This is a genomic window from Luteibacter sp. (assembly GCF_009912395.1).
Lineage (GTDB): Bacteria > Pseudomonadota > Gammaproteobacteria > Xanthomonadales > Rhodanobacteraceae > Luteibacter.
On sequence record NZ_WNDO01000026.1, the window covers coordinates 24,518 to 48,654 of the forward strand.

Annotated in this window: 20 protein-coding genes; 13 read left to right on the forward strand and 7 right to left on the reverse strand. The window is 64.7% G+C overall.

Going from position 1 to position 24,137, the window contains the following annotated elements; translation table 11 throughout:
* Window position 1: 1 nt before the first annotated feature.
* Window positions 2–910, reverse strand: a complete 909-nt coding sequence (locus tag GAK28_RS19565) for an MASE1 domain-containing protein (protein WP_291783343.1) — start codon at window positions 908–910, stop codon at window positions 2–4.
* Window positions 911–1,135: 225 nt separating this feature from the next.
* On the opposite strand from GAK28_RS19565, the gene argH reads away from it, so the two are divergent.
* A complete protein-coding gene (gene argH / locus GAK28_RS19570) occupies window positions 1,136–2,698 on the forward strand; it encodes an argininosuccinate lyase (protein WP_291783346.1) in 1,563 nt (520 codons plus the stop codon).
* Here argH and GAK28_RS19575 read toward each other — a convergent pair.
* Window positions 2,692–5,565, reverse strand: coding sequence for a type 2 lanthipeptide synthetase LanM family protein (locus tag GAK28_RS19575; protein WP_291783349.1), 2,874 nt, complete (start codon window positions 5,563–5,565; stop codon window positions 2,692–2,694). The genes argH and GAK28_RS19575 overlap by 7 nt on opposite strands.
* 87 nt (window positions 5,566–5,652) lie before the next feature.
* On the reverse strand, window positions 5,653–5,841 hold the full coding sequence (locus GAK28_RS19580; RefSeq protein ID WP_291783353.1) for a DUF6229 family protein: 189 nt from the start codon (window positions 5,839–5,841) through the stop codon (window positions 5,653–5,655).
* A 217-nt stretch (window positions 5,842–6,058) separates the two neighbouring features.
* On the opposite strand from GAK28_RS19580, the gene GAK28_RS19585 reads away from it, so the two are divergent.
* From GAK28_RS19585 to GAK28_RS19600, 4 genes are all read left to right on the forward strand, one after another.
* Entirely contained in the window at window positions 6,059–7,723 is a 1,665-nt protein-coding gene (locus GAK28_RS19585) for a cyclic peptide export ABC transporter (RefSeq protein ID WP_291783356.1), read from the forward strand.
* 94 nt (window positions 7,724–7,817) lie between these two features.
* Window positions 7,818–8,639 carry an AraC family transcriptional regulator gene (locus GAK28_RS19590; protein ID WP_291783359.1) on the forward strand — a complete coding sequence of 274 codons (822 nt, stop codon included), beginning with the start codon at window positions 7,818–7,820 and terminating at the stop codon, window positions 8,637–8,639.
* 28 nt (window positions 8,640–8,667) lie between these two features.
* Window positions 8,668–9,732 (forward strand): alpha/beta hydrolase, encoded by a 1,065-nt coding sequence (locus tag GAK28_RS19595; RefSeq protein WP_291783361.1) that lies wholly within the window; start codon window positions 8,668–8,670, stop codon window positions 9,730–9,732.
* A gap of 97 nt (window positions 9,733–9,829) precedes the next feature.
* A complete protein-coding gene (locus GAK28_RS19600) occupies window positions 9,830–11,647 on the forward strand; it encodes a hypothetical protein (RefSeq protein WP_291783363.1) in 1,818 nt (605 codons plus the stop codon).
* Between the two features lie 85 nt (window positions 11,648–11,732).
* Here the strand turns inward: GAK28_RS19600 and GAK28_RS19605 are convergent, their stop codons facing one another.
* A complete protein-coding gene (locus GAK28_RS19605) occupies window positions 11,733–12,692 on the reverse strand; it encodes an omptin family outer membrane protease (RefSeq protein WP_291783366.1) in 960 nt (319 codons plus the stop codon).
* A 318-nt stretch (window positions 12,693–13,010) separates the two neighbouring features.
* Between GAK28_RS19605 and GAK28_RS19610 the strand changes: the two genes are divergently transcribed.
* Window positions 13,011–14,540, forward strand: a complete 1,530-nt coding sequence (locus GAK28_RS19610) for a peptidase S10 (RefSeq protein WP_291783369.1) — start codon at window positions 13,011–13,013, stop codon at window positions 14,538–14,540.
* Window positions 14,541–14,706: 166 nt separating this feature from the next.
* Complete coding sequence (locus GAK28_RS19615) at window positions 14,707–15,126, forward strand: MerR family transcriptional regulator (RefSeq protein ID WP_291783372.1); 420 nt, start codon at window positions 14,707–14,709, stop codon at window positions 15,124–15,126.
* Here the strand turns inward: GAK28_RS19615 and GAK28_RS19620 are convergent.
* Both GAK28_RS19620 and GAK28_RS19625 read right to left on the reverse strand, forming a co-directional pair.
* The gene (locus GAK28_RS19620) at window positions 15,099–15,761 is read right to left on the reverse strand and encodes a metalloregulator ArsR/SmtB family transcription factor (protein ID WP_291783375.1); all 663 of its coding nucleotides are present in this window, start codon (window positions 15,759–15,761) and stop codon (window positions 15,099–15,101) included. The two genes, GAK28_RS19615 and GAK28_RS19620, sit on opposite strands and share 28 nt — an antisense overlap.
* A 92-nt stretch (window positions 15,762–15,853) precedes the next feature.
* A complete protein-coding gene (locus tag GAK28_RS19625; protein ID WP_291783378.1) occupies window positions 15,854–16,318 on the reverse strand; it encodes an MEKHLA domain-containing protein in 465 nt (154 codons plus the stop codon).
* A 181-nt stretch (window positions 16,319–16,499) separates the two neighbouring features.
* Here GAK28_RS19625 and GAK28_RS19630 point away from each other — a divergent pair, with 181 nt between their 5' ends.
* Genes GAK28_RS19630 through GAK28_RS19650 form a run of 5 tightly spaced genes read left to right on the forward strand, consistent with a single transcriptional unit; the run spans window position 16,500 to window position 21,479 of the window.
* A complete protein-coding gene (locus tag GAK28_RS19630) occupies window positions 16,500–16,934 on the forward strand; it encodes a MarR family transcriptional regulator (protein WP_291783381.1) in 435 nt (144 codons plus the stop codon).
* A gap of 3 nt (window positions 16,935–16,937) precedes the next feature.
* On the forward strand, window positions 16,938–18,962 hold the full coding sequence (locus tag GAK28_RS19635; RefSeq protein WP_291783385.1) for an FUSC family protein: 2,025 nt from the start codon (window positions 16,938–16,940) through the stop codon (window positions 18,960–18,962).
* A gap of 8 nt (window positions 18,963–18,970) precedes the next feature.
* Window positions 18,971–19,180, forward strand: coding sequence for a DUF1656 domain-containing protein (locus tag GAK28_RS19640; protein WP_291783478.1), 210 nt, complete (start codon window positions 18,971–18,973; stop codon window positions 19,178–19,180).
* Complete coding sequence (locus GAK28_RS19645; RefSeq protein WP_291783387.1) at window positions 19,177–20,067, forward strand: HlyD family secretion protein; 891 nt, start codon at window positions 19,177–19,179, stop codon at window positions 20,065–20,067. The genes GAK28_RS19640 and GAK28_RS19645 overlap by 4 nt, the downstream gene beginning before the upstream one ends.
* Complete coding sequence (locus GAK28_RS19650) at window positions 20,064–21,479, forward strand: TolC family protein (protein WP_291783389.1); 1,416 nt, start codon at window positions 20,064–20,066, stop codon at window positions 21,477–21,479. The genes GAK28_RS19645 and GAK28_RS19650 overlap by 4 nt, the downstream gene beginning before the upstream one ends.
* Before the next feature lie 49 nt (window positions 21,480–21,528).
* Here GAK28_RS19650 and GAK28_RS19655 read toward each other — a convergent pair whose 3' ends face one another.
* The gene (locus GAK28_RS19655; protein WP_291783392.1) at window positions 21,529–22,434 is read right to left on the reverse strand and encodes a LysR family transcriptional regulator; all 906 of its coding nucleotides are present in this window, start codon (window positions 22,432–22,434) and stop codon (window positions 21,529–21,531) included.
* 110 nt (window positions 22,435–22,544) lie between these two features.
* Here GAK28_RS19655 and GAK28_RS19660 point away from each other — a divergent pair, with 110 nt between their 5' ends.
* Complete coding sequence (locus tag GAK28_RS19660; RefSeq protein WP_291783395.1) at window positions 22,545–23,801, forward strand: SGNH/GDSL hydrolase family protein; 1,257 nt, start codon at window positions 22,545–22,547, stop codon at window positions 23,799–23,801.
* The last annotated feature ends 336 nt before the right edge of the window (window positions 23,802–24,137 follow it).

Sequence of the window (24,137 nt, forward strand, 5' to 3'; positions counted from 1 at the left end):
GTCACGCGGTGAGGTGATGTGCCGCTCGGTACGAACGCGCGCCGACCAGCAGGGCGCCAGAGATCAATAGCGCCAGCACGACCTGGCTTCGGATCATGTCGGGGTCGCGCAGAGCCGACCCGGTGGCGGCGAGCGCGACGCTCGCCGCCATGCCGACGATGGCACTTCCGTGCCATCCATGGCGCCATCCCACAAAGACGATGGGCAGCATCATCGCCATGCGTGCCACCTGGCGTATCGTCTCGTCCTGTGTGGTCGTGGCGATCCACGCCAGTCCGGCGAGTAGGGGCAACGCCACCAGGACGAAGTCGCGGAAGAGGGGGCTGTGCCAGAGCGTTTCGATATTCGCGCCCGGTGCGCGACGTATCCGCTCGTGCAAGGCAAGCACGGTGGGTGTGACCGTGAGTGCACCAAGATAGGCGCCAAGCACAAAAATCCAGAAATAGGCTGGCACCGACATGTCGGGCCATTTGCCTGGCGATTCGAGCAGCGCCGCGAGCATGGTGAGCGAGGTCGACGCGGCGGTGATGAGCGAGCATCCCAGCGTGGCGGCAAGGAGCACGCCCATGCGTAGCTGACCGTTGCGGTTGAACAAGGGGCGATGGCGAAGCAGCGGTTTTACCCACGCCATGCACAACACGACCATCGGGACGGAGGCCGAGATCGCCCAGGGTGTTCCGAAGCGTGGCGCGCATAGCACGGCGTTTTCGATCAAGGGCAATGTTTCGCCGAGTATCAGTGCAGGCCAGTAGCGCACAGGTAAGAGGAGCAGGCAGGCCAGGCGCAATCCGGCGGTCAGTATCCAATGGGAAAACGACACATACCGAGCGAGTTCATAGCACGCAGCATAGGCACCGGCGATCGCCAAGTGCTGACCCCAGCGGTTCCAGTGAGTCGCACTTGCGTTCACGCCTGTTCCTTCGTCGGTGGGGTGTGGCTCAAGAGTGCCACGATCCAAACAGGGTTTTTTTTGACGTAGTACCTTCCGGGCAAACGTCGTGGACACTCTTGCCGAATAGGCGTCGCGACGAGGTAGACGGTGCGCTTGCGGTGGTCGCGACGTGCGCGATGAAGGTTGCAGACGAAACGAGTTCGCGCCAAACATGTTATGTTGTAACAATATTGGAGTGCGCATATGACTGCTCGTTTTCGTTTCGTCGCGACGGCGACCTTGCTGGCGATGGTGCCTTTCGCTTATGCCGGGACGTCGAACGACGCCACGCGCATCGGTCGGACCAGCGTGCCCAAGGCAGCGGAATTCCAGGAGCTCTACGATTTCGACGCAGCGGCCCAGACGTTGCCGGACGCCACGTTTCCCTATGAGGTGCGCGTCCACCGTGCCCATGTCGTGATGCTGGCGGAGCGCGGCATCATCGGGCACACCGACGCCGCGAAGATCCTCCGCGGCCTCGACGTCGTGGATGCGCGGGCGAAAACGGATGCGTCGCTGCGCACGTACCTGCCTTTCGAAGCCGCATTGATCAAGGCGATTGGCCCGGTGGCCGGGCGCATGCACACCGGGCGCAGCCGGAACGACCTGGCCAACACGGTGAATCGCATGTACTACCGTGAACGCCTCGACGAGGTCATCACCGCGTTGATCGCACTGCGTGCCACGGTGGTGGACAAGGCGGCGGATCACCTCGATACGGTGATGGTGGTCTACACGCACCGCAAGGAGGCCCAGCCGATCACCCTGGCGCATTACCTCATGGCGATATCGGAGAGTCTCGGCAAGAGCATCGACCGTTACGAGCAGTTGTATGCGCGGATGAACCAGAGTCCCCTGGGCGCGGCGGCATCGGCGGGTACGGGGTGGCCATTGGACCGCAAGCGCACGGCCGATTTGCTCGGCTTCGATGGCCTGGTCGTCGATACCATCGAAGGCACGGCGGGTTGGGACCATATCGCGGAGTTCGCCTCGGACAACGCGATCTACCTCAGTGGTCTGGGTCGATTGGCTTCCGAGATCCAGCTATGGTCGACGGACGAGTACCGTTCGGCCGAGCTCGACCCTGCCTTCGCGGGTATCAGCTCCATCATGCCGCAGAAGAAGAACCCCGATTCGCTGGAACGCACCCGGCAGATCGCCGCCAACAGCGTCGGCGCGTTGACCTCGGTGCTCACCTCGCTCAACGCCATCGAGTACCAGCACAGCGTCGTGCGCGTGCCGCTGGAGCCGCGCTCGATCGATGCGCTGATGGCGGCCACGCATGCCATGACCGGTGTCGTGCGAACGCTGCAACCGGACAAGGCGCGCATGCTGCGCTACGCGGCGGAGAACTTTTCTACCATGACGGATTTGGCGGATGCTCTGGTCCGGGAAACGGGCATCGATTTCCGCGAGGCGCACGAGGTGATCGCGCGGGTGGTCAACGAAGCGATCGACAAGGGTGTCACTGCGAACCGTATCGACAACGCGATGATCCAGCGTGCCGCCAAGGCCCAGCTTGGCCACGGCCTGACGATATCCGATGCCGCTATCCGCGATGCCCTCGATCCCGTTCGTGGCGTGGCCAGGCGAAATGGCGAGGGCGGCCCCGCGCCGGATGCCGTGCGCCGCATGATCGCCACGGCGAGGACCGAGATCGCAGCGGAGCGTGAACGCGAGGGCCGGCGCCGCGATGCGCAGGCCGTGGCATCGCGGCGACTCGATGCCGCGGTGTCGTCGGTGGAGGCGTCCGGCAAGCCTCAGTAGGCGATGGCCTCGTCACGCTCGCCGATCGATGTCACGGCCGCCGTGCGCAGCCGGTATTCCATCAGCAAGGGTGAGGGGAAGCGGCACTCCGGATGCATGCGGCCCAACTGGAGGATCGAACCGGAGACGCCGCTCATCAGGCCGGGATTGTAGGCGTCGCGGGCCAGGCCGCCGACCATGCCGTGCTCTTCGATGCTGGAGAGCACGAGGGCCACACCGGGCATCTCAACAGGCGGCACCAGAGCCGGATCGATGCGCGCGGCGCGATCCATGAGTTCCCATACGCTGAGGTCGCCGTGGCACAGCGTATGGTTGTGCCCCCAGGCACCGGCCGCCGCCGCGCGAACGGCGCGACGAAGCGTATGCAGATGGCGGGGATCGCCGGTGCGTTCGTACAGATCGCAGGCGGCGAAACCGATGCCTACGCTGCCGTGGCACCAGCTGTCGGCGAAGTCGCGGCTTTCGGGCTTGCGTACGTCGATCCAGTTGCCCGACGCGTCATGCCACAGCGATTCCTCGAAGTCGAAGGCGCGCTCGGCGAGGGACAGCCAGCGCCGCCGGTCATCATCGTCACCCGCGCGACTGAGGCCCAGGCGTGCAAGGGCCCAGCCGGTTCCCGTGGCGCCATGGGCGAACCCACCCAGCGGCTCGTCGAAGACGGAAGCGGGCCAGCGTGCGCCCTGCGCATCGACGATCGCGGTGGCTTCCAGATGGTGTCCCGCACGCGCCGCCAGCGACAGCCAGCGTCGGTCGCGCGTGGCTTCCGCGAGATTGAGCAGGGGCACGATCATGCCGCTGACGCCTTCGAGGATATCGAGGACAGTTTCGTTCTCGATGTCCTTGCGTTCCAGACGAACGGCCTGCCGTATCGCTTCGTCCAGCCATCCCTCGTTCGGGCGGACCTGGTCGAGGGTAAGCCATGTCTGGATTTGCGATCCCAGGCCAATGAAACCGCCGACCGCGTCGGCATCGTCGATCCGCTCGGAGGCGCGGAGCACGCGCAGCGCACCCTCAAGGGCCTCGTCGACGCCCTCGATGGCATCGGCGCGGCCGTGCCGTACCTCTTCCGCGTAGCTGGCGAGCGTCAGGACGATACCGCCCAGGCCTACGTAGAGGTTTGGCTGCAAGGTGCGCATGGTCCAGCCGCTGCGGCCGAGGATGGGGCTGATCCAGGTGATCGTGCCGTCGTCGCCACGTACGGACAGGCGCAGCAATTGTTCCAGGGTCCGTCGCAGCAGCGCCCGCCGACGCCGGTCGAGGTCGGCGGCATACGGATGCCGGGCGGCAAGATCGTAGGGGAGGCGTTTGTCGTCGTTGAGGCGCACGTTGAGATGCGCGGTCACGAGCGCGCCACGAATGGTCAGTTCCTCCAGTTCGAGGCGCATGTCCAGCCAGGCCTGGAACACCTCGCCCAGTTGGGCCGGATCGAGGGCATTGGCGAAGACGGGGACATCGCCGTAGCGCATGTCGTCGATCTCGCCAGCGATGATGGTCGGATCGGACGGGGCGATAGGAATGGCGGCGGCGTTGAGCGAGAGCAGCTCGGTGGCCCGCGCTACCGCGGCGGCTTCATCGTGCAGCGATGCGGGGTGCCAGAGCATGCGCATCACTTCTACGTAGGCCTGGGTGGGTCGCAGGATCTGCCGGATGCGGCAGCCGACGAAGGCGTGCAGAAGCGGCTTGAGTGCGCCTTGGCGATGCATTTCCGACAGCGTTGCCGTGACGCTCAGGAAACCATCGACGATCCGTTCCCAGAAGCGCGAAATGTCCGGATCCGCGCAGGGATGGTTCTTGGCCGCGTCCAGGTCGATGCTGACCAGCCCGACACGCGCGTCGGTGGTGCCGCCGTTGACGATTTCCGGCACGCGGATCTTCGGCTGTTCGCCGCGTAGGGCGCCGATGGCGGAAATATCCACGCCGTCCAGGCCGAGGGTGGGCGAGCGGAAGGGGACAAGTCCCGTGCGCAATACCGACGAGCGGATCAGTGCCTGGGCGAGATCCACGGCCTGCCCCTTGCCCGAGGGAGGTAGCGGCACCTCGGTGACGAACAAGCTTTCGACGTCCACCACGTGCGGGACGATCGACGTAGCGATGAGGTTTTCGTAGTGGATATCGGTACCGCCGAGCAAGCGCATGACGGCGAGCCAGTGCCCGACGTTGCGATAGAAGATGTCCAGCTCGGCATCGTCGCGGCAGTGGACGTGCTCTACGTGATGGGCCCATCCGTACGCTCCCCGATCGAACACGGCGGGAACGCGGATGCGCGAGGGATCGCCCGGGAATACGGTATCGAGGAAGCGTTCCAGCGCCGCGTCCACGCGGAGCGAGCGCGGCTTGTACATGAGCGTGCCACCGGCAAAGTCCAGCTTCGCGACGGATTGGCCTGCGTCGTGGACATCGCCTTCGCCGAGATGGATCGCGCGCAGCGCGCCAAGCGTGTGTCCACTGAACGTCGACAGGGCCTCACGGTCGATGGCGATCCGGTCCAGCATCGTCACGATGGCCTGGCGCTGCTGTTCAAGTACGCGGGTCAATCGTGGTGCAAGCGCGGGATAGCGTCGCTCGATCGCTTCGATGAACTCGCTCGTGGTGGCCCGGGCGATGAAGGCGGCGAAGCGGATGTCGTCGGAACCTTCCGGCAGCTCGCCGCCAAGCTTGGCGGCATGCAGTTCGAGTAGGAGGACGCGATTGAGCTTGCGCTCGGCATTGAGCAGCAACGCACGATCCGCCATATCGGAGACGAGGCGTCGTTCGTCGTCGTCGAGGCCGGGTTGGGAGGCGATGTCCGCCGCGAGTTGCCGACGCACGTCGGTCGTGAGGAAGGCGATGACAGGAGCGAATGCGTTCTGCGGCGCGGAAGCGTCCATGGACCGTCCCGGATATCCCGTGGTAAGACCGAAGGAGAAGGGATAGCCGTGGCGGCCTGCCACGGCTATCGGTGCTACGGCTGCTTGTTAGCAGCAGGCACCCGGCCGGGAGGCCGTACAGGAGCTACAGCGGGAGTCCAGCGCCACTTCGGCGTTGGTCATCGCGATCATCGTGTTGGTCAGGCCCTCGGTGTAAAGCGAGCCCGCCGGATTGTCATACCCACCTACGCTATCGGCACCACTCAACCAACCCACAAGGATCTTGTCGGTCTGCATTGGAGTACTCCCTGGTGTTATGGGTCTGCGCCCGGAATGAGAAGGACGTGCATCGCAGCGGGCGCTTCCGCGACGACGCCATCGGATCATTCTGCAGAGTCGCGGACAAGGACTTGGCGTTACGTGCCGAATTTGCATGGCGAACGCGACAGGTATCCGCACGGCCTCTCTGGCAGGATGCACGTTACCGGCCAGCGAAGGAGGGAAGGACACCTCGATGATCCTGAAACGCTTCATCATGCGGCACCGCGGCCTGGTGCTGGCTGCGGTGGGTCTATCGGCGGCGAGCGCGCTGTCGACGATGATGCTGCTCTCGCGCATCAACGACCTCGCCGCCCACGGTATCGGTACCGATCGTGTCGGCCCGCTGCTGGCCGGCGCCGGGTGGCTGCTGGCTGTGCTGGCAGCCAGCACGACCTCGCAATTTATTCTCGCTCGCCTGGGCGGCGATCTGGTGGCGCAACTGCGCCTGGACCTTTCGCGCCGTTTCATCGACCTGGAATACGAGAAGCTCGCCAATGAGAAGCACACGGTCTTCGGTTCGCTCATCGAGGACGTGGCCAGCATCGCGCCGCTGGTGCTCGTGGCGCCGTTGCTTGCCTACAACGGCCTGCTGCTGGTTCTCTACGTCGTCTACCTTGGCAGCGTCTCGTTGCCACTGCTTGGCGTCATGCTGGTGTTCCTCGGCGCGACGGCGCTGACCTCGATCGTGTTCGAACGTCTACTTCGTCATCGCTTCGACGGCGTGCGCGCGGCTAATGAAAAACTGTATGAGTACTTTCGCTTCATCAGCGAGGGGAAAAAGGAAATGTCCCTCAACACCGCGAGGGCGCGGCATGTCGAACGGGAACTGATCCGTCCGGCGATCTTCCATGCCCGCCGCCTGACGGTACAGGTGCATACGGGGCTCGGCTTCAACGAGGCCTGGTCGGCGGTGATGCTGTACGCGTCGGTGTTCGTGATCGTCTATCTGGGAAGCGCCGCGCTTTCGCTGCCCCAGGCGACCATCCTCCGCTTCGTGATCGGTGCCCTGTTCCTGAGCGGACCGGTCGCCTTCATCGTCAGCGCGGCGCGACAGGTTGGCGTGGGTACCGCGGCCCTGCGGCACCTCCAGAAGGTCGGTCTGGACCTCGATAGCGATGCGATTCCGATTCAGGAGGAGAGCCTCGCGGCGGATAGCTGCTCGTGGCATCGAATCGCGTTGCGTGATGTCAGCTACGCCTATCCCGGTGACCAGGAAGACCGTGTCGCCTTAGGGCCCGTGGACCTGGAAGTGCGGCGTGGGGAGCTGCTGTTCATCGTGGGGGGGAACGGCAGCGGCAAGTCGACCCTCCTTCTTCTGCTGGCGTCGCTCATCGCACCGCGTTCCGGCGAACTCCTGGTCGATGGTGCGCCCGTGGCAGCCGATATCGATCACCATCGGCGCCGTTTTACCGGTGTGTTCGGTGATTTCTTCCTATTTCCGCATGTGCTCGACGATAAGGGCGATCCGTTGCCGGACGAGCGCATCCGCGAACTGCTGGCGACGCTGGGTCTGGGCTCGCTGGTGAGCGTGGAAGGCGGAGAGCTATCGAAGCTCACCTTGTCCACCGGGCAACGCAAGCGCCTGGCGCTTCTCCAGTGTTATGCGGAAGACCGCGATATCTTCTTCTTCGACGAATGGGCGGCCGACCAGGACGTCCACTTCCGCGACTACTTCTACCGCTCGCTCCTGCCGGACCTGAAGGCGCGCGGGAAGACCGTGGTGGCGATCAGTCACGACGACCGTTATTTCCACCTCGCCGACCGCGTCGTGAAGCTGGACGCCGGTCGTATCGTGTCCGATACCCGACAGCGTGCGAATGCCGGGGCTATGGCGGAGTCCTCGACGCTTTTGTCCTGAAACAGCGGCCGGCCGGGGCCATGTCAATCCGGATCAAATCCCCGTCCAGGCGGAACCGGTAGGATCGTTCCCGTAGAGCGAACCGGGGGCGGGCATGGCGGTGGTGCAGAAGGCGGTCTGGTACATCGAAAGCCACTCCGGCGAGGCGCTGGCGTTGGCGGATGTCGCCCGGGCGGTGGGGGTGTCGCCTTACCATCTGGCCCGGGTGTTCCAGTCCGTCACGGGATGTCCGGTGGTGCGGTATCTGCGCGCTCGTCGATTGAGCGAAGCCGCGCGCCAACTTGCCGATGGCGCGCGTGACATCCTCTCGGTGGCACTGGCGGCGGGGTATGGCTCGCACGAGGCGTTCACGCGGGCATTCCGCGAGCAGTTCGGGCGTACGCCCGAGGACGTGCGGCAGCACGGGTTGGGCAACGTGACGTTGGTCGAGGCGATCCGCGTGATGCAGGATGCGCCACCCGAGGCCCAGGTGCCTCGGGTGGTCGATGCCGGGCCACTTTTGCTCGCAGGCCTGGCGGCGCGCTATCGAGGCACCGATACAGCGGGCATTCCGGCTCAGTGGCAGCGTTTCGAGATGGGTCTGTCGCCGTCCCGCCGAACTCGGTATGCCTATGGCGTGTGCTTTAACAACGACGACGACGGCAACTTTGATTATCTGGCAGCCTACGAAGTGGCCAGTTTTACCGGCGCGCGCACGGATGACACGCGACTTCGATTGCCAAGGCGCCGTTACGCCGTCGTCCGTCATCACGGCCATGTCGGCTCCATTCCGCAGACCTGGCGGGCACTTATGCAGTCATGGTTGCCGGCCGCCGGCCTGATCGCAGCGGATGCGCCGGAATTCGAACGCTATGACGAAGCCTTTGATCCGGCCACGGGACGGGGCGGCGTCGAGATATGGGTGCCGCTCGACTGAGCGTCAGTCTTCACCACGGGGAACTACCATGCGAATCACGATTCTCGCCTTACTGGCGATATCGTCCCTCGGCGTCCATGCGGCGACCGTGGGAGAGCTGCACCGAACGACCACGACAGCGACGGCGGCCCTGCGGGACGCCGGTCATTCGGACCGCCTGGCGATCACCGTCTGGTATCCCGCCGTGGATGGTGTACAGGAAATGCCACTGGATATCGGGCCGCCTGGCAAGCCGCTGTTTCTTCCCGGGCACGCGGCACCCGATGCGCCGTTTGCCGCCGGCCGCTATCCGGTGGTGTTGCTGTCGCACGGCTTCGGCGGCACGGCGCGGATGATGGGATGGTTCGGGACGGCGCTCGCACGACGTGGTTATGTCGTGGTGGCGGTGGATCATCCTGGCAATAATGGACGGGGCGACATCACCCTGACCGGTGCCGCATTGTGGTGGGAACGCGCGGAAGATCTGAAGGCGGCCTGGCGGGCCGTGCAAGACGATGCCACGGTATCTGCGCATCTGGATACGCATCGCCTGGGTGTCGCGGGGTTCTCGGCGGGTGGATTCACCGCGCTGGTGGCGGGTGGTGCGCGAGTGAATGTCCCTCATTTCGTCGCTTTCTGCGACAGGCATCCCGACGATGGCGTGTGTCGTCCGCAGATGGAAGCACCCCAACTGGCCCAGGTGGATCGGCACAGGCTGGCCGGCGATCCCGTGCTCGGCCCCCAACTGCCGAACGCCGGCAAGGACCATTCGATTCCTGGCGTGAAAGCGGTTTTCGCGATGGCACCCGCGATCGTGCAGGGGATCGATCCCGCTTCGTTTGCCCGTCTAAGGATGCCGGTAGGCATCGTGGCAGGAGAGAGCGACGATGTCGCGCCGCCGGCCACCAATGCCGATGTCGCGGCGTCCGCTATTCCTGGCGCACGGATCGATCGTCTGGTGGGCGTAGGGCATTACGACTTTCTCGCCGATTGCACCGAGGCGGGCCGGTCGGTGGTTCCGCAATGTACGAAGGCGAAGGCTCAGACCCTGGCTCATGAGCGAGCCATCGCCGATGCGCTGCGCTTGTTCGCGACGATGCCGGGAGCGCGATAGACGCGGCGGGGGACGACGCCATTCAGGGAAAGATGCGATGTCCGCAATCCTGGCGTCTGCGTAGGATGGACGGAGATCAACGGACGATCGTCGCCTTATGCCCTTCGAGCTTCCCATGCCACCTCCTCCGCCAGCCATCGTGGCGTTGGCGTCGAGGGTGGAGGCTTCCCATATAACGCCCGTAGACGCCGAGAACGTTGTTGCGGCGGCGTGGCTCGAACTACGCAGGGATGCGACGTTCGGGCGTTTCTGTCGGCGCTATCACGCTGATCCCGAAAGCCTGGTCGCGCATCCGGATGGAACCTTCTCCCTTCGTTCGGTAGATGACGACGGGATCACCGAGATTCATTTCAGGCCATTCGATAGCCAGGGACGCTTCACAGGGCCTTTTGCCCTGGAAACGGACGCAGCGAAATGGAAGTCATCGCTCGATATCCTCCTTAGTTACACCTATGCTCTCGCACGCGATATCGGCAATGACGCGGTCGGTATTTCCAGGATGAATGGCATGCTGCTGGACCGTATGCTGGAACGTATCGACGGGGAGGGCGTGGAGAGGACGCGGACAGCGTCAGTGGTGCGCGCGCTCGAGTTGTTTGCCTCGCTGTATCGAAATGACGATGGTCACGTCATACCTGGGGCAGATATCGGGGGGTACCGGTATGCAATCGATCAAGACGCGTTCGCGCGCCGCTTCGATGCGGATCACCGCATGTCGTATCTCACGGGGTGGGTGACGGCGCTTCCGCGGGAGGAAATATCGTCGCGCGTGGCGATGCGGGTATTGGGAAAGCTAGCCGGCCATCTGAAGTCCTTGTACGCCGATGATGTCATGCTGCCGATGAGCCCTGATGAGGAGGGCAAGCGATGGTTCGTCGAATCGATGCGAAGCCGGGTGGTTTCGGGCGCTGCATCGCGAGGTGTCGCCATCGATGGCGGCACGGCGGATTTCGCGGCCAATGTGCTTTGGTGCATTCACATGGATGATCTGGCGGTGCGGAACGCGTTGCCGTCATTGCCTAACGTAGCGATTCCGACGGTCGGCAACTCGGCAACATCTTCTTTTCCGTCCTCGTCCGTTGGGTCGGGTGCCTCTCCTTCGATCACCTATTCCCCCGACACGACGTTTCCTCCACGTTCCGTTGAGTCCGACAGGCCCTCCTCGCCGGTCGGAAAGGAGCCGCCTGCGATCGATGACGGCATGGCCTATCGGCCATGGACCATGGTGGTAAAGGTCGCCACGGTGGTGGGTGCCGTGCTCGTCTTCGGCGCTGGCGTGGTCACCGCGCTTACGGCGTCGCAGAAAGCCGCCGTGGTCCTGCTGGGAAATGCTGCGGCGGCTGCGGGCGCGACCTTGCTTGCGATCATGGTGCCGGGTGTCGAGAACGTGGCAAGTGCGGTTGGTACCTCGGGCCTGCTCTATGCCAGTGCCGTCGACTCCCTGGTAGCCAACGGCGTCGCACCGCAGCTCGCAAAGAGCGCGGCGATGGTTGAGGTATCCGGCGTCTATATTCTCGTCGGTGTCGGCGTGGCGCAGAGCGGCGAGGCGCTGGAAGCGTTGAAGCATCATCCGGGATGGCGAGCGGCACTGAAGGCAGCAGCCAGCATCCTCGCGACGATCGGTACCGCGGCGGCGGGTACGCCTGCGGCCGACAAGGCTGACCAGGCCAGTATCGCGGATCCGCAATACCGCTTTTTCAACAAACATCCCGATGTGCCCGAGCGCCTGGGGCACACGGGTAATGGTGCGGTCCTCGTGGGTGTCGGTGTCTTGCATACCGTGGACGAGATTCCTGGGGAAAACGAGACGCCACCCGATGACAACACGGCACCGGAAGACGAATCCATGTCATGGTGGCAGGTGTTGTTGTCGTTCTTCGATCCGTCCGGACTTCCCTCCCGTCGATCGCCCTAGTGAAGGAGAACCCAAAAAGACCTGGCCATCCCCTTGCCCCGTAGGATGACCAGGTTCCGCACGTGAGCGGACAAGGGTGGTGGGATCAGAACCGGTAGGTGGCGCCGACGTTGAACATCATGCTGCGGTTGGCGGCGCTCGCGCCGAGGGCGATAGGTTCGCCTTCGAGGGTTCCCCGACCGGTGCCTCTTGTTTCGTAGTACTTCTCGTAGCTGGTTCGTGCGGATAGCGACCAACGGCTATCGATGGCGTAGTCCGCCTTGACCGATGCGCCGATCATCTTCGAGTTGCCGCCGCGAAGGCTGGAAATGTAGTTGCGCGGGATATGGTTGTCCCGATCTGTTCCGCGAGCCCACAACGAACCCGTGAGTTCCCCGGACACGGTCCATTTGCCGCGTTGGAAATCCGTGGCGATACCCAGGTAAGGCGCGCGCCAGCGCTGGGTATAGGTGATGCCCTTGCCGTCGAATGCCTCGACGGTGTCGCGAAAGCCGTCGGCTTCTTGATACTGGCTGGAATAGACACCGCTTCCGCCGTTGCCGTCCCAACTCAGCTCCTTGTAGCGATAGCCGGCCAGTCCACGGAACGAGAAGTCGCCTGTCGAGGCAAAGGTGTAGCCGACGCGGGTATCGATACCGGAGGCTTTGCGCAATGTCGTCTGGGGGTGCGTTGAACGATCGGTCCAGTCGGCCAGGCCTTCGTCGATACCTTCAAAATCATAGTCCCTCATGCGTGTTCCGCCGGAGGCGACCTTCGTCCATGCCTGGGTATCCCAGGTCCAGCGCTCGTCGATGCGGAATCGGAAGTCGGCACCGATTACCGGTGCGGAGGCCGTACGCCAGTTCAGCTGGCTTAGCCGGTTGCCATCGGGCGTGAACACCCTTTCCTGCGACTTGTTATGCAGCGTGCCGGTAAACAGGCTGCCGCTGAAACGTTGGTTGTCCACGACGGTACGACGGCTGTCCGTATCGACATCGGCTGCCTGGGCGAGGGGCGCTGCGAGCGCAGCAAGGGAAAGGAAGGCGGCTGTGTGGGAGGCTTTCATTTCTGTATCACTCCTGATGGATAAGCGCGACGACTGGGGATTCGCCGCGCCCCCCAAGCTATCGGCGCGTGCCGTATGCGCCTATCGGATTCGTCCTAGAAACGCGTGTTTACGGCGCCATGTCGCGCATTGGAGACGATCGCTACATGAGCGGAACGATTCCGGCGCGAAGGGATCACCCGGCCTCGTGCCCTATCCGCTGCGATGTATTTCGCCATTCATGACCAATGGCACGGGGGCAATGAAGCTGACTGGGCGTTAATGAAAGGGATGCCCCGCATCGGGCAGATGCTGTCGAATGCTCAATCCGGATATGCCATGACGTTCCCGATGTTGCCGTCCAGCCGCCGCGCGCGCTGGTTTGCGGTCCTCTGCTCCGCATCGCTGCTGCTTTCGCCGCATGTTCTTGCGGAAGAAAAGAAGGCCGATGCCTCCTCCCACGAAGACAAGAAGAGCGAGTCCGATCTCCCTCCGTTGCCTGCGGACAAGACGATCCACCAGAGCGTCCGCGTGGACGGCCGTATGCTGTCGTACGACGCCACGGTGGGCACCATCGTCGTGCGCAACGACAAGGGCAAGAAGATCGCCGAGGTGGTCTATACCGCCTATGTCGTGCCACACAAGGGCCCGGGTCGGCCGGTGACGTTCGCCTTCAACGGTGGTCCCGGTGCGTCGTCGGTGTACCTCAACATGGGCGCGATCGGTCCGAAGCGCGTGCAGTTCGGCATGGATGGCAACGCGCCGTCCGACGCCGCGGTGACCAAGGACAATCCCTCCACCTGGCTGGACATGACCGACCTAGTCTTCATCGATCCGGTGGGTACGGGGTTCTCGCGTTCGCTGGAAGACGACGATGCGACGAAGAAGGATTTCTACGAGACCGAGGCGGACATCAAATACCTCTCGCGCGTGGTCTACGACTGGCTGGTGAAGTCGGGCCGCCTGCGCGATCCGAAGTACGTCGTCGGTGAAAGCTACGGCGGCTACCGCGCGCCGCGCATCGCCTACACCCTGCAAACCGGCATGGGCGTGGGCGTGAACGGGCTGGTGATGGTTTCGCCGTACATCGACCCGGCCGCGATTGGCGATGGCGATTCGCTGTCGCCGTTGCCCTGGATGATCAACCTGCCGTCCATGGCCGCCGGCCACCTGGAAGAGCAGGGGCGGTTCTCGCCGCAGGCCGTCCAGGAGGTCGAGAACTACGTGCGCAAGGACTTCGTCGTCGATTTCCTTGCCGGTCGTTCCGATCCGGGCGCCGTGGCGCGCATGGTGCAGAAAGTTTCCGGCTATACCGGCCTGGATCCCGCGCTGGTGGCGAAGCTCGACGGCCGCGTGGGTATCAGTACCTTCCTGCGCGAGGCGCATCGCTCGGAGAAGAAGATCGGCAGCGTCTACGACTCCAACGTCACCGCATGGGATCCGTTCCCGGGTGCCGCGCGGCAGCAGTCCGGTGACCCGATCCTCGAGGCGATCATCGCGCCGGCTACCAGTGCCGTGGTGGACTTCATCACCCGCGAGGTGGGCTGGAAGCCCGATGCGCATTACGAAGCGCTGTCGTTCAAGGTCAACGAAGCGTGGGATCGTGGTTCGCCCGACGACAAGCCCGTCGCCGACCTGCGCAAGGCCATTGCCAACGACCCGAACATGCATGTGTTGATCGCGCACGGCTACAACGACCTGTCGTGTCCGTTCTTCGCGTCACGCTTGATCCTCGACCAGATGCCGGCCTTCGGGCAGGCCGAACGGGTGAAGTTGGCGATCTATCCCGGCGGTCACATGTTCTACGGGCGCCCGGATAGCAACCGCGCGTTCAAGGCCGATGTCGGAAAGATGTTCGGCGTGAAGTGATCCATCCGGCGATGCGCCGCCCTGTCGGCGGCGCATCGATCCGCATCCTGGATACCGGTGCAAGCGGCTTAATACACAAGTTATAACTTGCTAAATGGCGTGAGCGAGGAATATCCTAAGTAACCGCTTGGATATTTTTTCCGTCTTCGGAGCCACCGGGATGCCCATGACGACACTGGATATCGCCGACGTCGCTCGCCTGTCGGGTATTCCCGTCGCGTCGTTGCGCTACTACGAACAACGTGGACTCATCGCCTCGGTGGGGCGTTCGGGTCTGCGACGCCTGTTCGCGTCGGAGGTGCTGGAGCGCCTGCACCTGATCGGCCTGGCACGGATGGCCGGTTTTTCGTTGCGGGAGATCGGCTCCGTCTTCGCCTTGCGGGGCGACAGGCCGCTCGAACGGCTGGCGCTCCAGGCACGGGTGGACGCGCTCGACGAGACGATTCGACAGTTGAGCGCATTGCGCGATGGCCTGCAGCACGCGTGTACCTGCGACCAGGCGGACTTCACGCGCTGCGACGATTTTCGCGCCATCGTCGACGGGCGGATCGACGAGCCTCAGGCGGTGGCCGGTGCGATCCGGTAGACACAACGCCCACCCCCCGACAGCAGGTGCTTCTCCCGCGTGACGGTGGCGCCGGTGCCCACGACGGCGCGGAACAGCTCGAGTTCGCTACGGCAGAAGCCCTGGCAGACCTGCGCGGCCGCGCAGATGGGACAGTGCTGTTCGATGAGTAGCCAGTCCTTGCCGTCGCGCTCCACGTGGGCCATGTAGCCCTCGTCCGAGCGCAGCACGGCGAGTTGTTTCAGGCGCTGTTCCAACGATTCGCCGCCGCAGGCGCCGAGGTAGTCGGCGCGCATCCTGGCTTCGCGCCGGGCAATGAGTTCATTCAGGCCGTCCTCGCCGAAAACCTCGCGCACCGCGCCGATCAGCTGGACGCTGAGCTGCGCATGCGTGTCGGGATAGCGCGTGTTTCCCGCCTCGGTCAGTCGCCACAGTTGCCGCGGCCGGCCTGCGCCGGTCGGCGCTTCCTGCTGGCCTTCGATCAGGTTCGCGCCGACGAGTTTCTGTACCTGCTGGCGGGCGGCTTCCGCCGTCATGCCCAGTTCGCGCGCCAGGCTGGCCGTGGCGATGGGTCCCTTCGTCTTGATGAGGAAGAGCAAGCGGTCGGTGGCCGGGGTGAGCACCGTCTTATCGAAGCTTTCGTTCGTTTTCGCCATCGGTGTTGCCGCGGCATTTATCCAAGTCGTCGTGATCGGCATGGTCGCATCGGGCGTGCGCAAAGCGCAAGAAACGCCATGCCGCTCACGGCTCAAGCACTTGGAATATCCACCACCAGGGGAATCATCGCGGCCTGCCCCCGATAGGTGCCATCGGCATCCGTCAGCTGCCACACCGTGACGTTCTCGATCCAGAAACGTCGGCCGTCCCGGGTGATACGCACGCCGCGGTAGTCCTGGACGAAGCCATGGCGATTCACCTGGTCGAGAAAGGCCTGGCGCTCGGACCGTTCCGGCGCTTCGGCGGAGAAGCGCGAAGGCAGGGCGGTGAGGGTGTCCCAGTCGTAACCGAAGATCGCCTGCACTCGCTTGTTGCCGTACATGAAGACCGGGTCGGCCGTGGTGTCGTGGGCGAGCAGGCCGAAGGGAGCCGATTCGTACAACCACCGGGCGCCCCGTACGACGCCCAGTCCGGCCGGCACCAGGGACGTACCCAGCAGGCGTTCGTAGCTGTCCGTCAGGAGGCGGAAGAAGGTGGCGTCCGTTTGCAGCGACATCGGTGGATCTCATGGGTGGGGGCCACTGTGATATCGCGGCGCCTCTCCCTGGTCATGATCGAATCCATCGCGATTGGCCATTCCAGCGCAGGGGGCGAATTACCATTTGGAAATTTTTGCTTGCCATGGCAATTAGTAGTCTTCTATCATTTTCGCCATGCACCCCCGGGACAAGCTCTACATGCAGTTGACCACCCTGGTGCCGGCGACGAGCCGGCGCTGGATGCGTCTGGTCGACATGCGCCTGGGCGACCTGGATGTCACTTCCGCCACCGTGGTGCCGCTGATCTTCATCAGCCGCTCGAAGGGCGGCATCAACCAGGTGACCCTGGCCGAGCAAGTCGGTGTCGTCGGCCCGACCCTGGTCCGCACACTGGACAAGCTGGTGGAGCTGGGCCTGGTGGTGCGCGAGAACGACCCCGGCGACCGCCGTGCGAAGACCCTCTGGCTCACGGAACGCGGCCAGGAGATGGCCGACCTGCTCGAGGCGCGGCTGATTGCCGTGCGCCGCGAGGTGTTCGACCGCCTTCCCCCGGACGACATCAAGGCGGCCGTCCGCGTCCTGCAAGCCCTGATGGACGTGGTCGGCGGCGAGCGCGACGACCCAGAAAGCTGATCCATGAACCTGCCGACGGCATCCGACTGGCTTTATTCGGGGAAGGCCTTCCTCGCGGCCGTGCTCGCGTTCTATATCGCGCTGCTGATTTCCCTGCCGAACCCGTACTGGTCGTTCGCGACGGTGTACATCGTGTCGCATCCGCTGACTGGCGCCACGCGGTCGAAGGCCGCGTATCGGGCCATGGGCACGTTGATCGGCGCGGCGATGGCGCTGGCGATCGTACCGACCTTCGCGTCCAGCCCGATGATGCTGGTGCTCGCGGTGGGTATCTGGAGCGCAGTGGCGCTTTACCTTGCGCTGCTCGACAACAAACCGAGCACGTACATCTTCCTGCTCGCCTCGTACACCACGCCAATGATCGCCGTGCCCTCGATCCTGGCGCCGGGTAACGTGTTCGATCTGGCCGTGGCGCGTTCGGAGGAGATCCTCCTGGGCATCGTCTGCGCGAGCGTGGTGAGCACGGTGCTGTTTCCGAGCCGCGTCTCGCCCGTGTTCGGCGAACGCCTCGCCACGTTGATGAACGACGCGGCCCACTGGGTGGCATGGCGACTGGCCGATCCGAAGCGCCGCGGTCGACCGACCCTTCGCCTGCTCAGCGACATCACCGCGCTCGACGGCCTCATCACCCATCTCGCCTACGATGCGTCGCGCAAGGCGCAGACGGAGGAGGCGCGGCAGATCCGTTTCCGCATGACGATGCTGGTACCCCAGGTCGCGTCGCTGGGCGATGCCATCCGCGCGATGCCCGAGTGTGACGACGCACGACGTTGCCGTGCCGTCCTCGACGAGGTGCTGGCCTGGGTCGGCGAGGGCGCCGATGCCACGCCGGAGCAGGGCGATCGTCTGCGCCTCGCCATCGCCGATCTACGTGCTGGGTTGGGTACGCCGACGCTGGAGACACTGGCGCTCGCCAATGCGGTGGATCGCTTCGGTGATGTTGTCGACCTCTGGCAGGACTGCGCGGCCCTGCGCATCGCCTTCGGGCGACCCGAGCATGCGCCGACACCACTGGCCTATCGCGCCGTGATGCCCGATGGCCGTCGCCATTACGACCATGTGCTGATGGCACATGCCGCCATCGCACCCGCGATGGCCTTCGTGCTCGCCGGCTGGGCATGGCTCTACAGCGGTTGGCCGGGTGGCGGTGGTGGCGTGGTCATGGTGGCGGTCGCCACCGCCTTCTTCGCGGCCTCCGACACGCCTGCGCCGCTGGTCGGGCGGTTCCTGTTGTGGGAGGCGATCAGCGTCGCCGTGGCCCTGGTGTATGTGTTCTACATCCTGCCGCAGGTCACCACGTTCACTGGTGTGGCGTTGGCGCTGGCGCCGCCGCTGATCGTCGTCGGCCTGTATACGGGGCGACCCTCGTTCAACATGGGCGTGCTGTTGCTGACCTCGCAGAGCATCAGCGACATGGTCTTGCGCAACAGTTCTGCCGCCGACTTCGAGGTGTTCGCGAATTCCAGCCTGGGCATCATCCTGGGCCTGATCTTCGCCGTGGCATGGAGCGCCGTCGCGCGCCCCTTCGGCGTGGAGATCGCGGCGCGTCGCCTGGCCCGCGCCAACTGGCGCGACCAGCGCCGGCTCGCCAGGCGTGATCGCTCCCCAGCGTCGCGCGCGGCGCTGTCCGCGATGATCGACCGCACCGCCCAATGGCTGCCGCGACTTGCGTTGCTCTCCGGCGCTGGACCGTTGAATCTCGATGCGCTGCGTGACCTGCGTGTCTGCGTGGCGTTGATCGAACTGCGCCATCGCGTCACCGCCCATCCGCGCATGACCGCTGCGGTGGATCGTGTGCTCGATGCGAGCGCGACGTACTTCGACGACTGCATCGACGAACACGCCGCGCTCCTGCCTCCGCGCGAGCTGCTGGCCGCGATCGACGATGGCATGCGGGCCGTCTTGGACGATGCGCCCGGCGTGGCTTCCACCCTCCTGCGTTACCGACTCGCGTTGCTGGCGCTGCCGCCGGCGGCGCCCAAATCCCCCGTTCCCTCCGACCAACCCCTGACCGTCATCCCCCAGTGAACACCTCAATCTACGGTGAGTTCAGCCTGCACGGCGTCTACTTGCCCACGCTCCTGGCCCTGATGGGCCTGGCCTACGTGCTCAAGACCGGCGTCCGTTTCGTCCTTGGCAAGACCCGCTTCTACGCATGGGTCTGGCATCCGGCGCTATTCAATTTCGCGGTCTATGTGCTCGCCCTTACCGGCGTGATGGCGTACACCTCGGGAGCGCCGCGATGAGCCGTTTCCTTCGCAAGACCGGTCCGATGGCCGTGACCGGCATGGTTGTCGCCGTGGCGCTGGTCGCGGGGTGGCACATGTGGCGCCGCTACGACGACGTGCCGTGGACGCGTGACGCGCATATCCGTGCGGATGTCGTCCAGGTGGCGCCGGACGTGTCCGGCTGGGTCTCCGAGGTCTACGTGCACGACAACCAGCACGTAAAGCAGGGCGAGCCGCTGTTCGTCGTCGACCGTGCTCGCTTCGAACTGGCCGTGCGTCGCGCGGATGCCGCGGTGGAAGAGCAGCGCGCGGTGGTGGATCAACTGCGTCGCGAGGCGGCGCGCAATCGCGAGCTGAGCGACCTCGTCGCGCGTGAGGCGGCAGAGCAGGTCACCGCGAAACTCGCGGCGGGCGAAGCACGTCTGCATGCCGACGAAGCGGCGGCGGACAGCGCCCGGCTGGATCTCGAACGCACCGTGGTGAAGGCACCCGTCGATGGCATCCTGAATGATCGCGTGGTGCGCGTGGGTGACTACATGACCGCGGGGCATGCACCATTCGCGATGGTCGATGCCCATTCGTTTCATGTGGATGGCTACTTCGAGGAAACGCGTCTGCATGGCGTCAAACCGGGACAGTCGGTGACCATTCACGTGATGGGCGAGCCGGACGATCTGCACGGTACGGTGCAGAGCGTCGCCGCCGGCATCGCGGATCGCGAGCGCGCGGCCGGTCCGCACGAATTACCCGACATCAATCCCACGTTTAACTGGGTACGTCTCGCCCAGCGCATCCCGGTACGGATCAGCATCGACCATGCGTCCGACGACCTGCTGCTGATCGCGGGCCGCACGGCGACCGTCACCATCCGCACCGACAGCACGAAGACGGCGTCGCGTTCATGAATCGCCTTGCCTGCCTGGTGGGTGCGATGACGGCCATGCTGGCCGGTTGTGCGAGCGTCGGTCCGGATTACAAACTGCCGGACGAAGCCATGGTCAACGACTCGCGCGCCAATGGCGCGTTCGTCGATACGGACGCGAGCGCCGTGGATGGTTCCCATACGGCACGCGACGACTGGTGGAAGCTGTACGACGATCCTGTGCTCGATGGCCTCGTAAGCCAGGCGCTGTCGGCCAACATCGCCCTGCGTGCCGCCGATGCGAACCTGCGTCGGGCGTATACCGCGCTGGATATCGCAGACGACGAGGGCGGGTTTTCATCCGAGGCCTCGGCCAGCGTGAGTCGTGCGCAGATCTCGGCGGAATCGCTGCTGCACACCGAGAAGCTGCCCGTATACAACCTCGCGGTCGGCGGTGTGCAGGCGTCTTACGAGTTCGACCTGTTCGGCAAGCTGCGGCGGGGGGCGGAAGCCGCCTCAGCCGACGCCGAAGCCGTGAAGGCTGCGCGCGACCTTGTTCGTATCACCGTGGCGGCGCGAACCGCCGAGAGCTACATCGGGATGTGCGACGCGTCGCATGATATCGATGTCGCCGAGCGTACGGTCGGTATCCAGGAGGGGGCGGCCAACGTCGCACAGCGCATGTTCGCTGCAGGCCTGGGCAACAAGCTCGATGTGACGCGTGCTGCAACCCAGGTGGATCTCGCGCGAGCGGCATTGCCGCCGCTGCGCAAGCGTCGCGATTCGGCGGAGTACGCGCTTGCCGCGTTGTTGGGTCATACACCGGGCGATATCCCCGATGCCGCGAAGTCCTGCCATCGCGCGCCCACGATCGACAAGCCGATTCCGGTCGGCGACGGCATGGCCTTGCTGCGTCGGCGGCCGGACATCCGCGCCGCCGAACGTCGTCTCGCCGCCGCGACGGCGCGCATCGGCGTCGCGATCGGCGATATGTATCCGACGGTCAGCCTCGGCGCGGGCCTGGGCACCAATGGCCTGATGGACGACTACGCCAAGGCGCCAGCACATTACTGGTCGCTGGGGCCTTTGATCAGCTGGTCCATTCCGGATCATTCGTCGAAGCTGCGCGTGCAGCTGGCGCGCGATGGCGCGGATGTCGCGCTGGCGAACTTAGACGAGACCGTCCTGCAGGCGTTGAAGGAAACGCAGACGGCGCTCAGCACGTATACGCATGCGCTGGACCGCGAGGACACGTTGCGCCAGGCCTTCGACGAGGCGACGACCGCCTCCGCGCAGGCGCGCGAGCTTTATAGAAATGGGCGCACGCCTTACCTCAGCGCGCTGGACGCGGAACGTTCGCGCGTGGCCGCCGAAGCCGCATTGACCGATGCAGAATCCAGCGTGTCCGAATCCCGCGTACGGTTGTTCCTGGCGCTGGGTGGTGGTTGGCAGTAGGCTCCGGCGTCGACGGCCGCGACGCCTGCCAGGTTGGCGCCCTGAGCTTCTAGCCGATATCGACCCGCTCGGCGAGGAAATCGAGGAAGACACGCACGCGTGGCGGGACGTATCCACCCTGGCCGATGTAGACGGCGTGCACTTCCTCGAGATCGCCGGGGTTGCAGTCTTCCAGCACGGCGATCAAGCGACCGGCGGCGATGTCGTCGCGCACCTGGAACGCGGCCAGGCGGGCGAGACCCAGGCCGGCCAGGGCGAGTCGTCGCAGCGCTTCGCCGTCGCTGGCCTGCGCGTTTCCTTCCGGCGGCAGGGTGGTGTCCTCACCGCGATATCGCAGCGGCCAGCCCGAACGCGACCGTGTGTAGTTGAAGCCGAGGCGATTGTGCGCGAGCAGTGCCGCAGGCGTGTCGGGGACACCGTGGCGGTGGAGATAGTGCGGTGAGCCGACGATCATCATCCGCGTGCTGCCGAGTCGACGGGCCACGAGGCTCGAATCCTTGAGCGGTCCCGCGCGCACGGCCACGTCGGCGCGTTGTTCGAGGATGTCCACCACTTCGTCGGTGAGCACGATATCCAGGCTTACGCCGGGATGGCGCTCCAGGAACTCTGGCACCAGGGGTAGCAGGAAATGATGGCCGAAGGGGACGTTGGCATTGATGCGCAGGCGTCCCTGCGGAGTCGCTTGGTCGCCTGCGCCACGCTCGGCGTCGTCCAGGTCCGCGAGGATGCGGACACCGCGTTCGTAAAGCGCGCAGCCTTCGGGGGTCAGCTGGAGTTGCCGGGTCGAACGGTTCACCAGCCGTGCGCCCAGACGCTGCTCCATGCGCGCGACGAGCTTGCTGACCGCCGAGGGCGTCATGCCGAAGGCCCGGGCGGCGGCGGAAAAGCCACCGAGCTCGATGACCCGCACGAACACTTCCAGCTCGCCCGATCGATTGACTTCCAGACGCGCCACGCGTTGCTCCTTGGTGAATTCATTTCACAAATGCTGTGCCTTCGGCCAGTCTAGTTGAAAGTGAGCCATGAACCCATGATGGGTGGAAGATCGGTCATGAGCCCTTGGATATGAGCAAGCACGTCCTTTCCCGTTTGTCCACCCTGGCCCTGTTCTTCACCGCGCCTGCGATGGCGGCCGGGCCCGCGTGGGTGGCGACGTGGCAGGCCAGTCCGCAGCCGGTGTGGGGCACGGAGTTTCCGTTTCCCACGTATCTTCCGGGTAGCCTCGACAACCGGACGATTCGTCAGGTGGCGCGTGTGAGTCTCGGCGGGACGCGTCTGCGAATCGTGCTGTCGAACACGTACGGCGGACAGCCGGTGCGCGTCGGCAAGGCGACCGTCGCGATACCGGGGGCGAAGGGTGCCGTGGTGGCCGATAGTCTTCGCGTCGTCACGTTTGGCGGAAGCGCCGAGACGAGCCTTCCGCCCGGCGCCTCCCTGGTCAGCAATCCCATCGCGCTCACGTTGCCGGCGTTGTCGCAAGTCGCAGTCAGCGTCTATCTACCGGAGGCGACGCCGGTGACGGGCTTCCATTGGGATGGCAAGCAGACGGCATGGATCGCCCAGGGCGACCAGGTCGCGGCATCCGGGCTGCATGACGCGACGGAAACGACGGCCCGCCCGTTGCTCTCGGGTATCCAGGTCGAGACGATCAGTACGCCAAGAGCCGTAGTGGTACTGGGCGACTCCATCACGGACGGCGCGAGCGCCAGTCTCGACAAGGATCGTCGCTGGCCGGATTTTTTGGCTGCGCGTTTTGCGCCGCGCGGGATCGCTGTCGTCAACGCGGGCATTTCCGGCGGCCGCTTGCTCAGCGATGGGATGGGCGTCAACGCGCTTGCCCGCCTCGATCGCGACGTGTTCGCTCAGCCGGGTGTGCGCGACCTCGTCGTGATGATCGGCATCAACGACATCGCATGGCCCGGCACGATCTTCGCGCGAGGGGAGCGTCGGCCGACGCTGGAAGCACTGCAAGCTGGCTACCGCCAACTGGTCGCGCAAGCGCATCTTCACGGTATCCGCGTGACCGGCGCCACGCTCACGCCTTTCGAAGGCGCGCTACCCGGTACACCGATGGCCGACTACTACGACGCGGACAAGGATGCACTGCGAAAGCGGTTGAATGAATGGATCCGCAAAAGTGATTTGTTCGATGCCGTGATCGACTTCGATGCGTTGCTTCGCGATCCTAGCCATCCCGACCATCTTCGCGATATCTATGATTCGGGAGACCATCTCCATCCCGGCGACGAAGGGAACAAGGCCATGGCGAACGCGGTGAATGTCGAAGGCTTTCTGAAAAACGTAGGTTCCTTAGCGCGATGACCTTAAGTTCCGTCGTTCCAGCGAACGCTGGAACCCAGCGCGGGGCGATCTGTTATCGCGTCGCGACCTCCTACGCAAAAGCCGATGCGACGCCCCCGCGGTGCTGGTGAACTGAGGCGCTGGGTTCCTGTTTTCACAGGAACGACGAGCTGGCGAACCGTCGTTCCAGCGCACGCTGGAACCCAGCGCGGGGCAATCGGTTATCGCGTCGAGTCCTCCTACGCAAAGGCCGATGCGACGTTCTCGCGGTGCTGGTGAACCGGGGCGCTGGGTTCCTGTTTTCACAGGAACGACGAGCTGGAGGTAGCGGCACCCCGCCTATCGTCTTCTCAGCTG

What these genes read in the sequence shown, in the direction of transcription:
- argH (WP_291783346.1), top strand. Translation starts at nt 1,136, where the DNA reads ATGACTGCTCGTTTTCGTTTCGTCGCGACGGCGACCTTGCTGGCGATG.
- GAK28_RS19635 (WP_291783385.1), top strand. Translation starts at nt 16,938, where the DNA reads ATGAACCTGCCGACGGCATCCGACTGGCTTTATTCGGGGAAGGCCTTC.
- GAK28_RS19610 (WP_291783369.1), top strand. Translation starts at nt 13,011, where the DNA reads ATGACGTTCCCGATGTTGCCGTCCAGCCGCCGCGCGCGCTGGTTTGCG.
- GAK28_RS19590 (WP_291783359.1), top strand. Translation starts at nt 7,818, where the DNA reads ATGGCGGTGGTGCAGAAGGCGGTCTGGTACATCGAAAGCCACTCCGGC.
- GAK28_RS19580 (WP_291783353.1), bottom strand. Translation starts at nt 5,841, where the DNA reads ATGCAGACCGACAAGATCCTTGTGGGTTGGTTGAGTGGTGCCGATAGC.
- GAK28_RS19645 (WP_291783387.1), top strand. Translation starts at nt 19,177, where the DNA reads ATGAGCCGTTTCCTTCGCAAGACCGGTCCGATGGCCGTGACCGGCATG.
- GAK28_RS19600 (WP_291783363.1), top strand. Translation starts at nt 9,830, where the DNA reads ATGCCCTTCGAGCTTCCCATGCCACCTCCTCCGCCAGCCATCGTGGCG.
- GAK28_RS19615 (WP_291783372.1), top strand. Translation starts at nt 14,707, where the DNA reads ATGACGACACTGGATATCGCCGACGTCGCTCGCCTGTCGGGTATTCCC.
- GAK28_RS19575 (WP_291783349.1), bottom strand. Translation starts at nt 5,565, where the DNA reads ATGGACGCTTCCGCGCCGCAGAACGCATTCGCTCCTGTCATCGCCTTC.
- GAK28_RS19585 (WP_291783356.1), top strand. Translation starts at nt 6,059, where the DNA reads ATGATCCTGAAACGCTTCATCATGCGGCACCGCGGCCTGGTGCTGGCT.
- GAK28_RS19595 (WP_291783361.1), top strand. Translation starts at nt 8,668, where the DNA reads ATGCGAATCACGATTCTCGCCTTACTGGCGATATCGTCCCTCGGCGTC.
- GAK28_RS19650 (WP_291783389.1), top strand. Translation starts at nt 20,064, where the DNA reads ATGAATCGCCTTGCCTGCCTGGTGGGTGCGATGACGGCCATGCTGGCC.
- GAK28_RS19620 (WP_291783375.1), bottom strand. Translation starts at nt 15,761, where the DNA reads ATGGCGAAAACGAACGAAAGCTTCGATAAGACGGTGCTCACCCCGGCC.
- GAK28_RS19605 (WP_291783366.1), bottom strand. Translation starts at nt 12,692, where the DNA reads ATGAAAGCCTCCCACACAGCCGCCTTCCTTTCCCTTGCTGCGCTCGCA.
- GAK28_RS19630 (WP_291783381.1), top strand. Translation starts at nt 16,500, where the DNA reads ATGCAGTTGACCACCCTGGTGCCGGCGACGAGCCGGCGCTGGATGCGT.
- GAK28_RS19660 (WP_291783395.1), top strand. Translation starts at nt 22,545, where the DNA reads ATGAGCAAGCACGTCCTTTCCCGTTTGTCCACCCTGGCCCTGTTCTTC.
- GAK28_RS19625 (WP_291783378.1), bottom strand. Translation starts at nt 16,318, where the DNA reads ATGTCGCTGCAAACGGACGCCACCTTCTTCCGCCTCCTGACGGACAGC.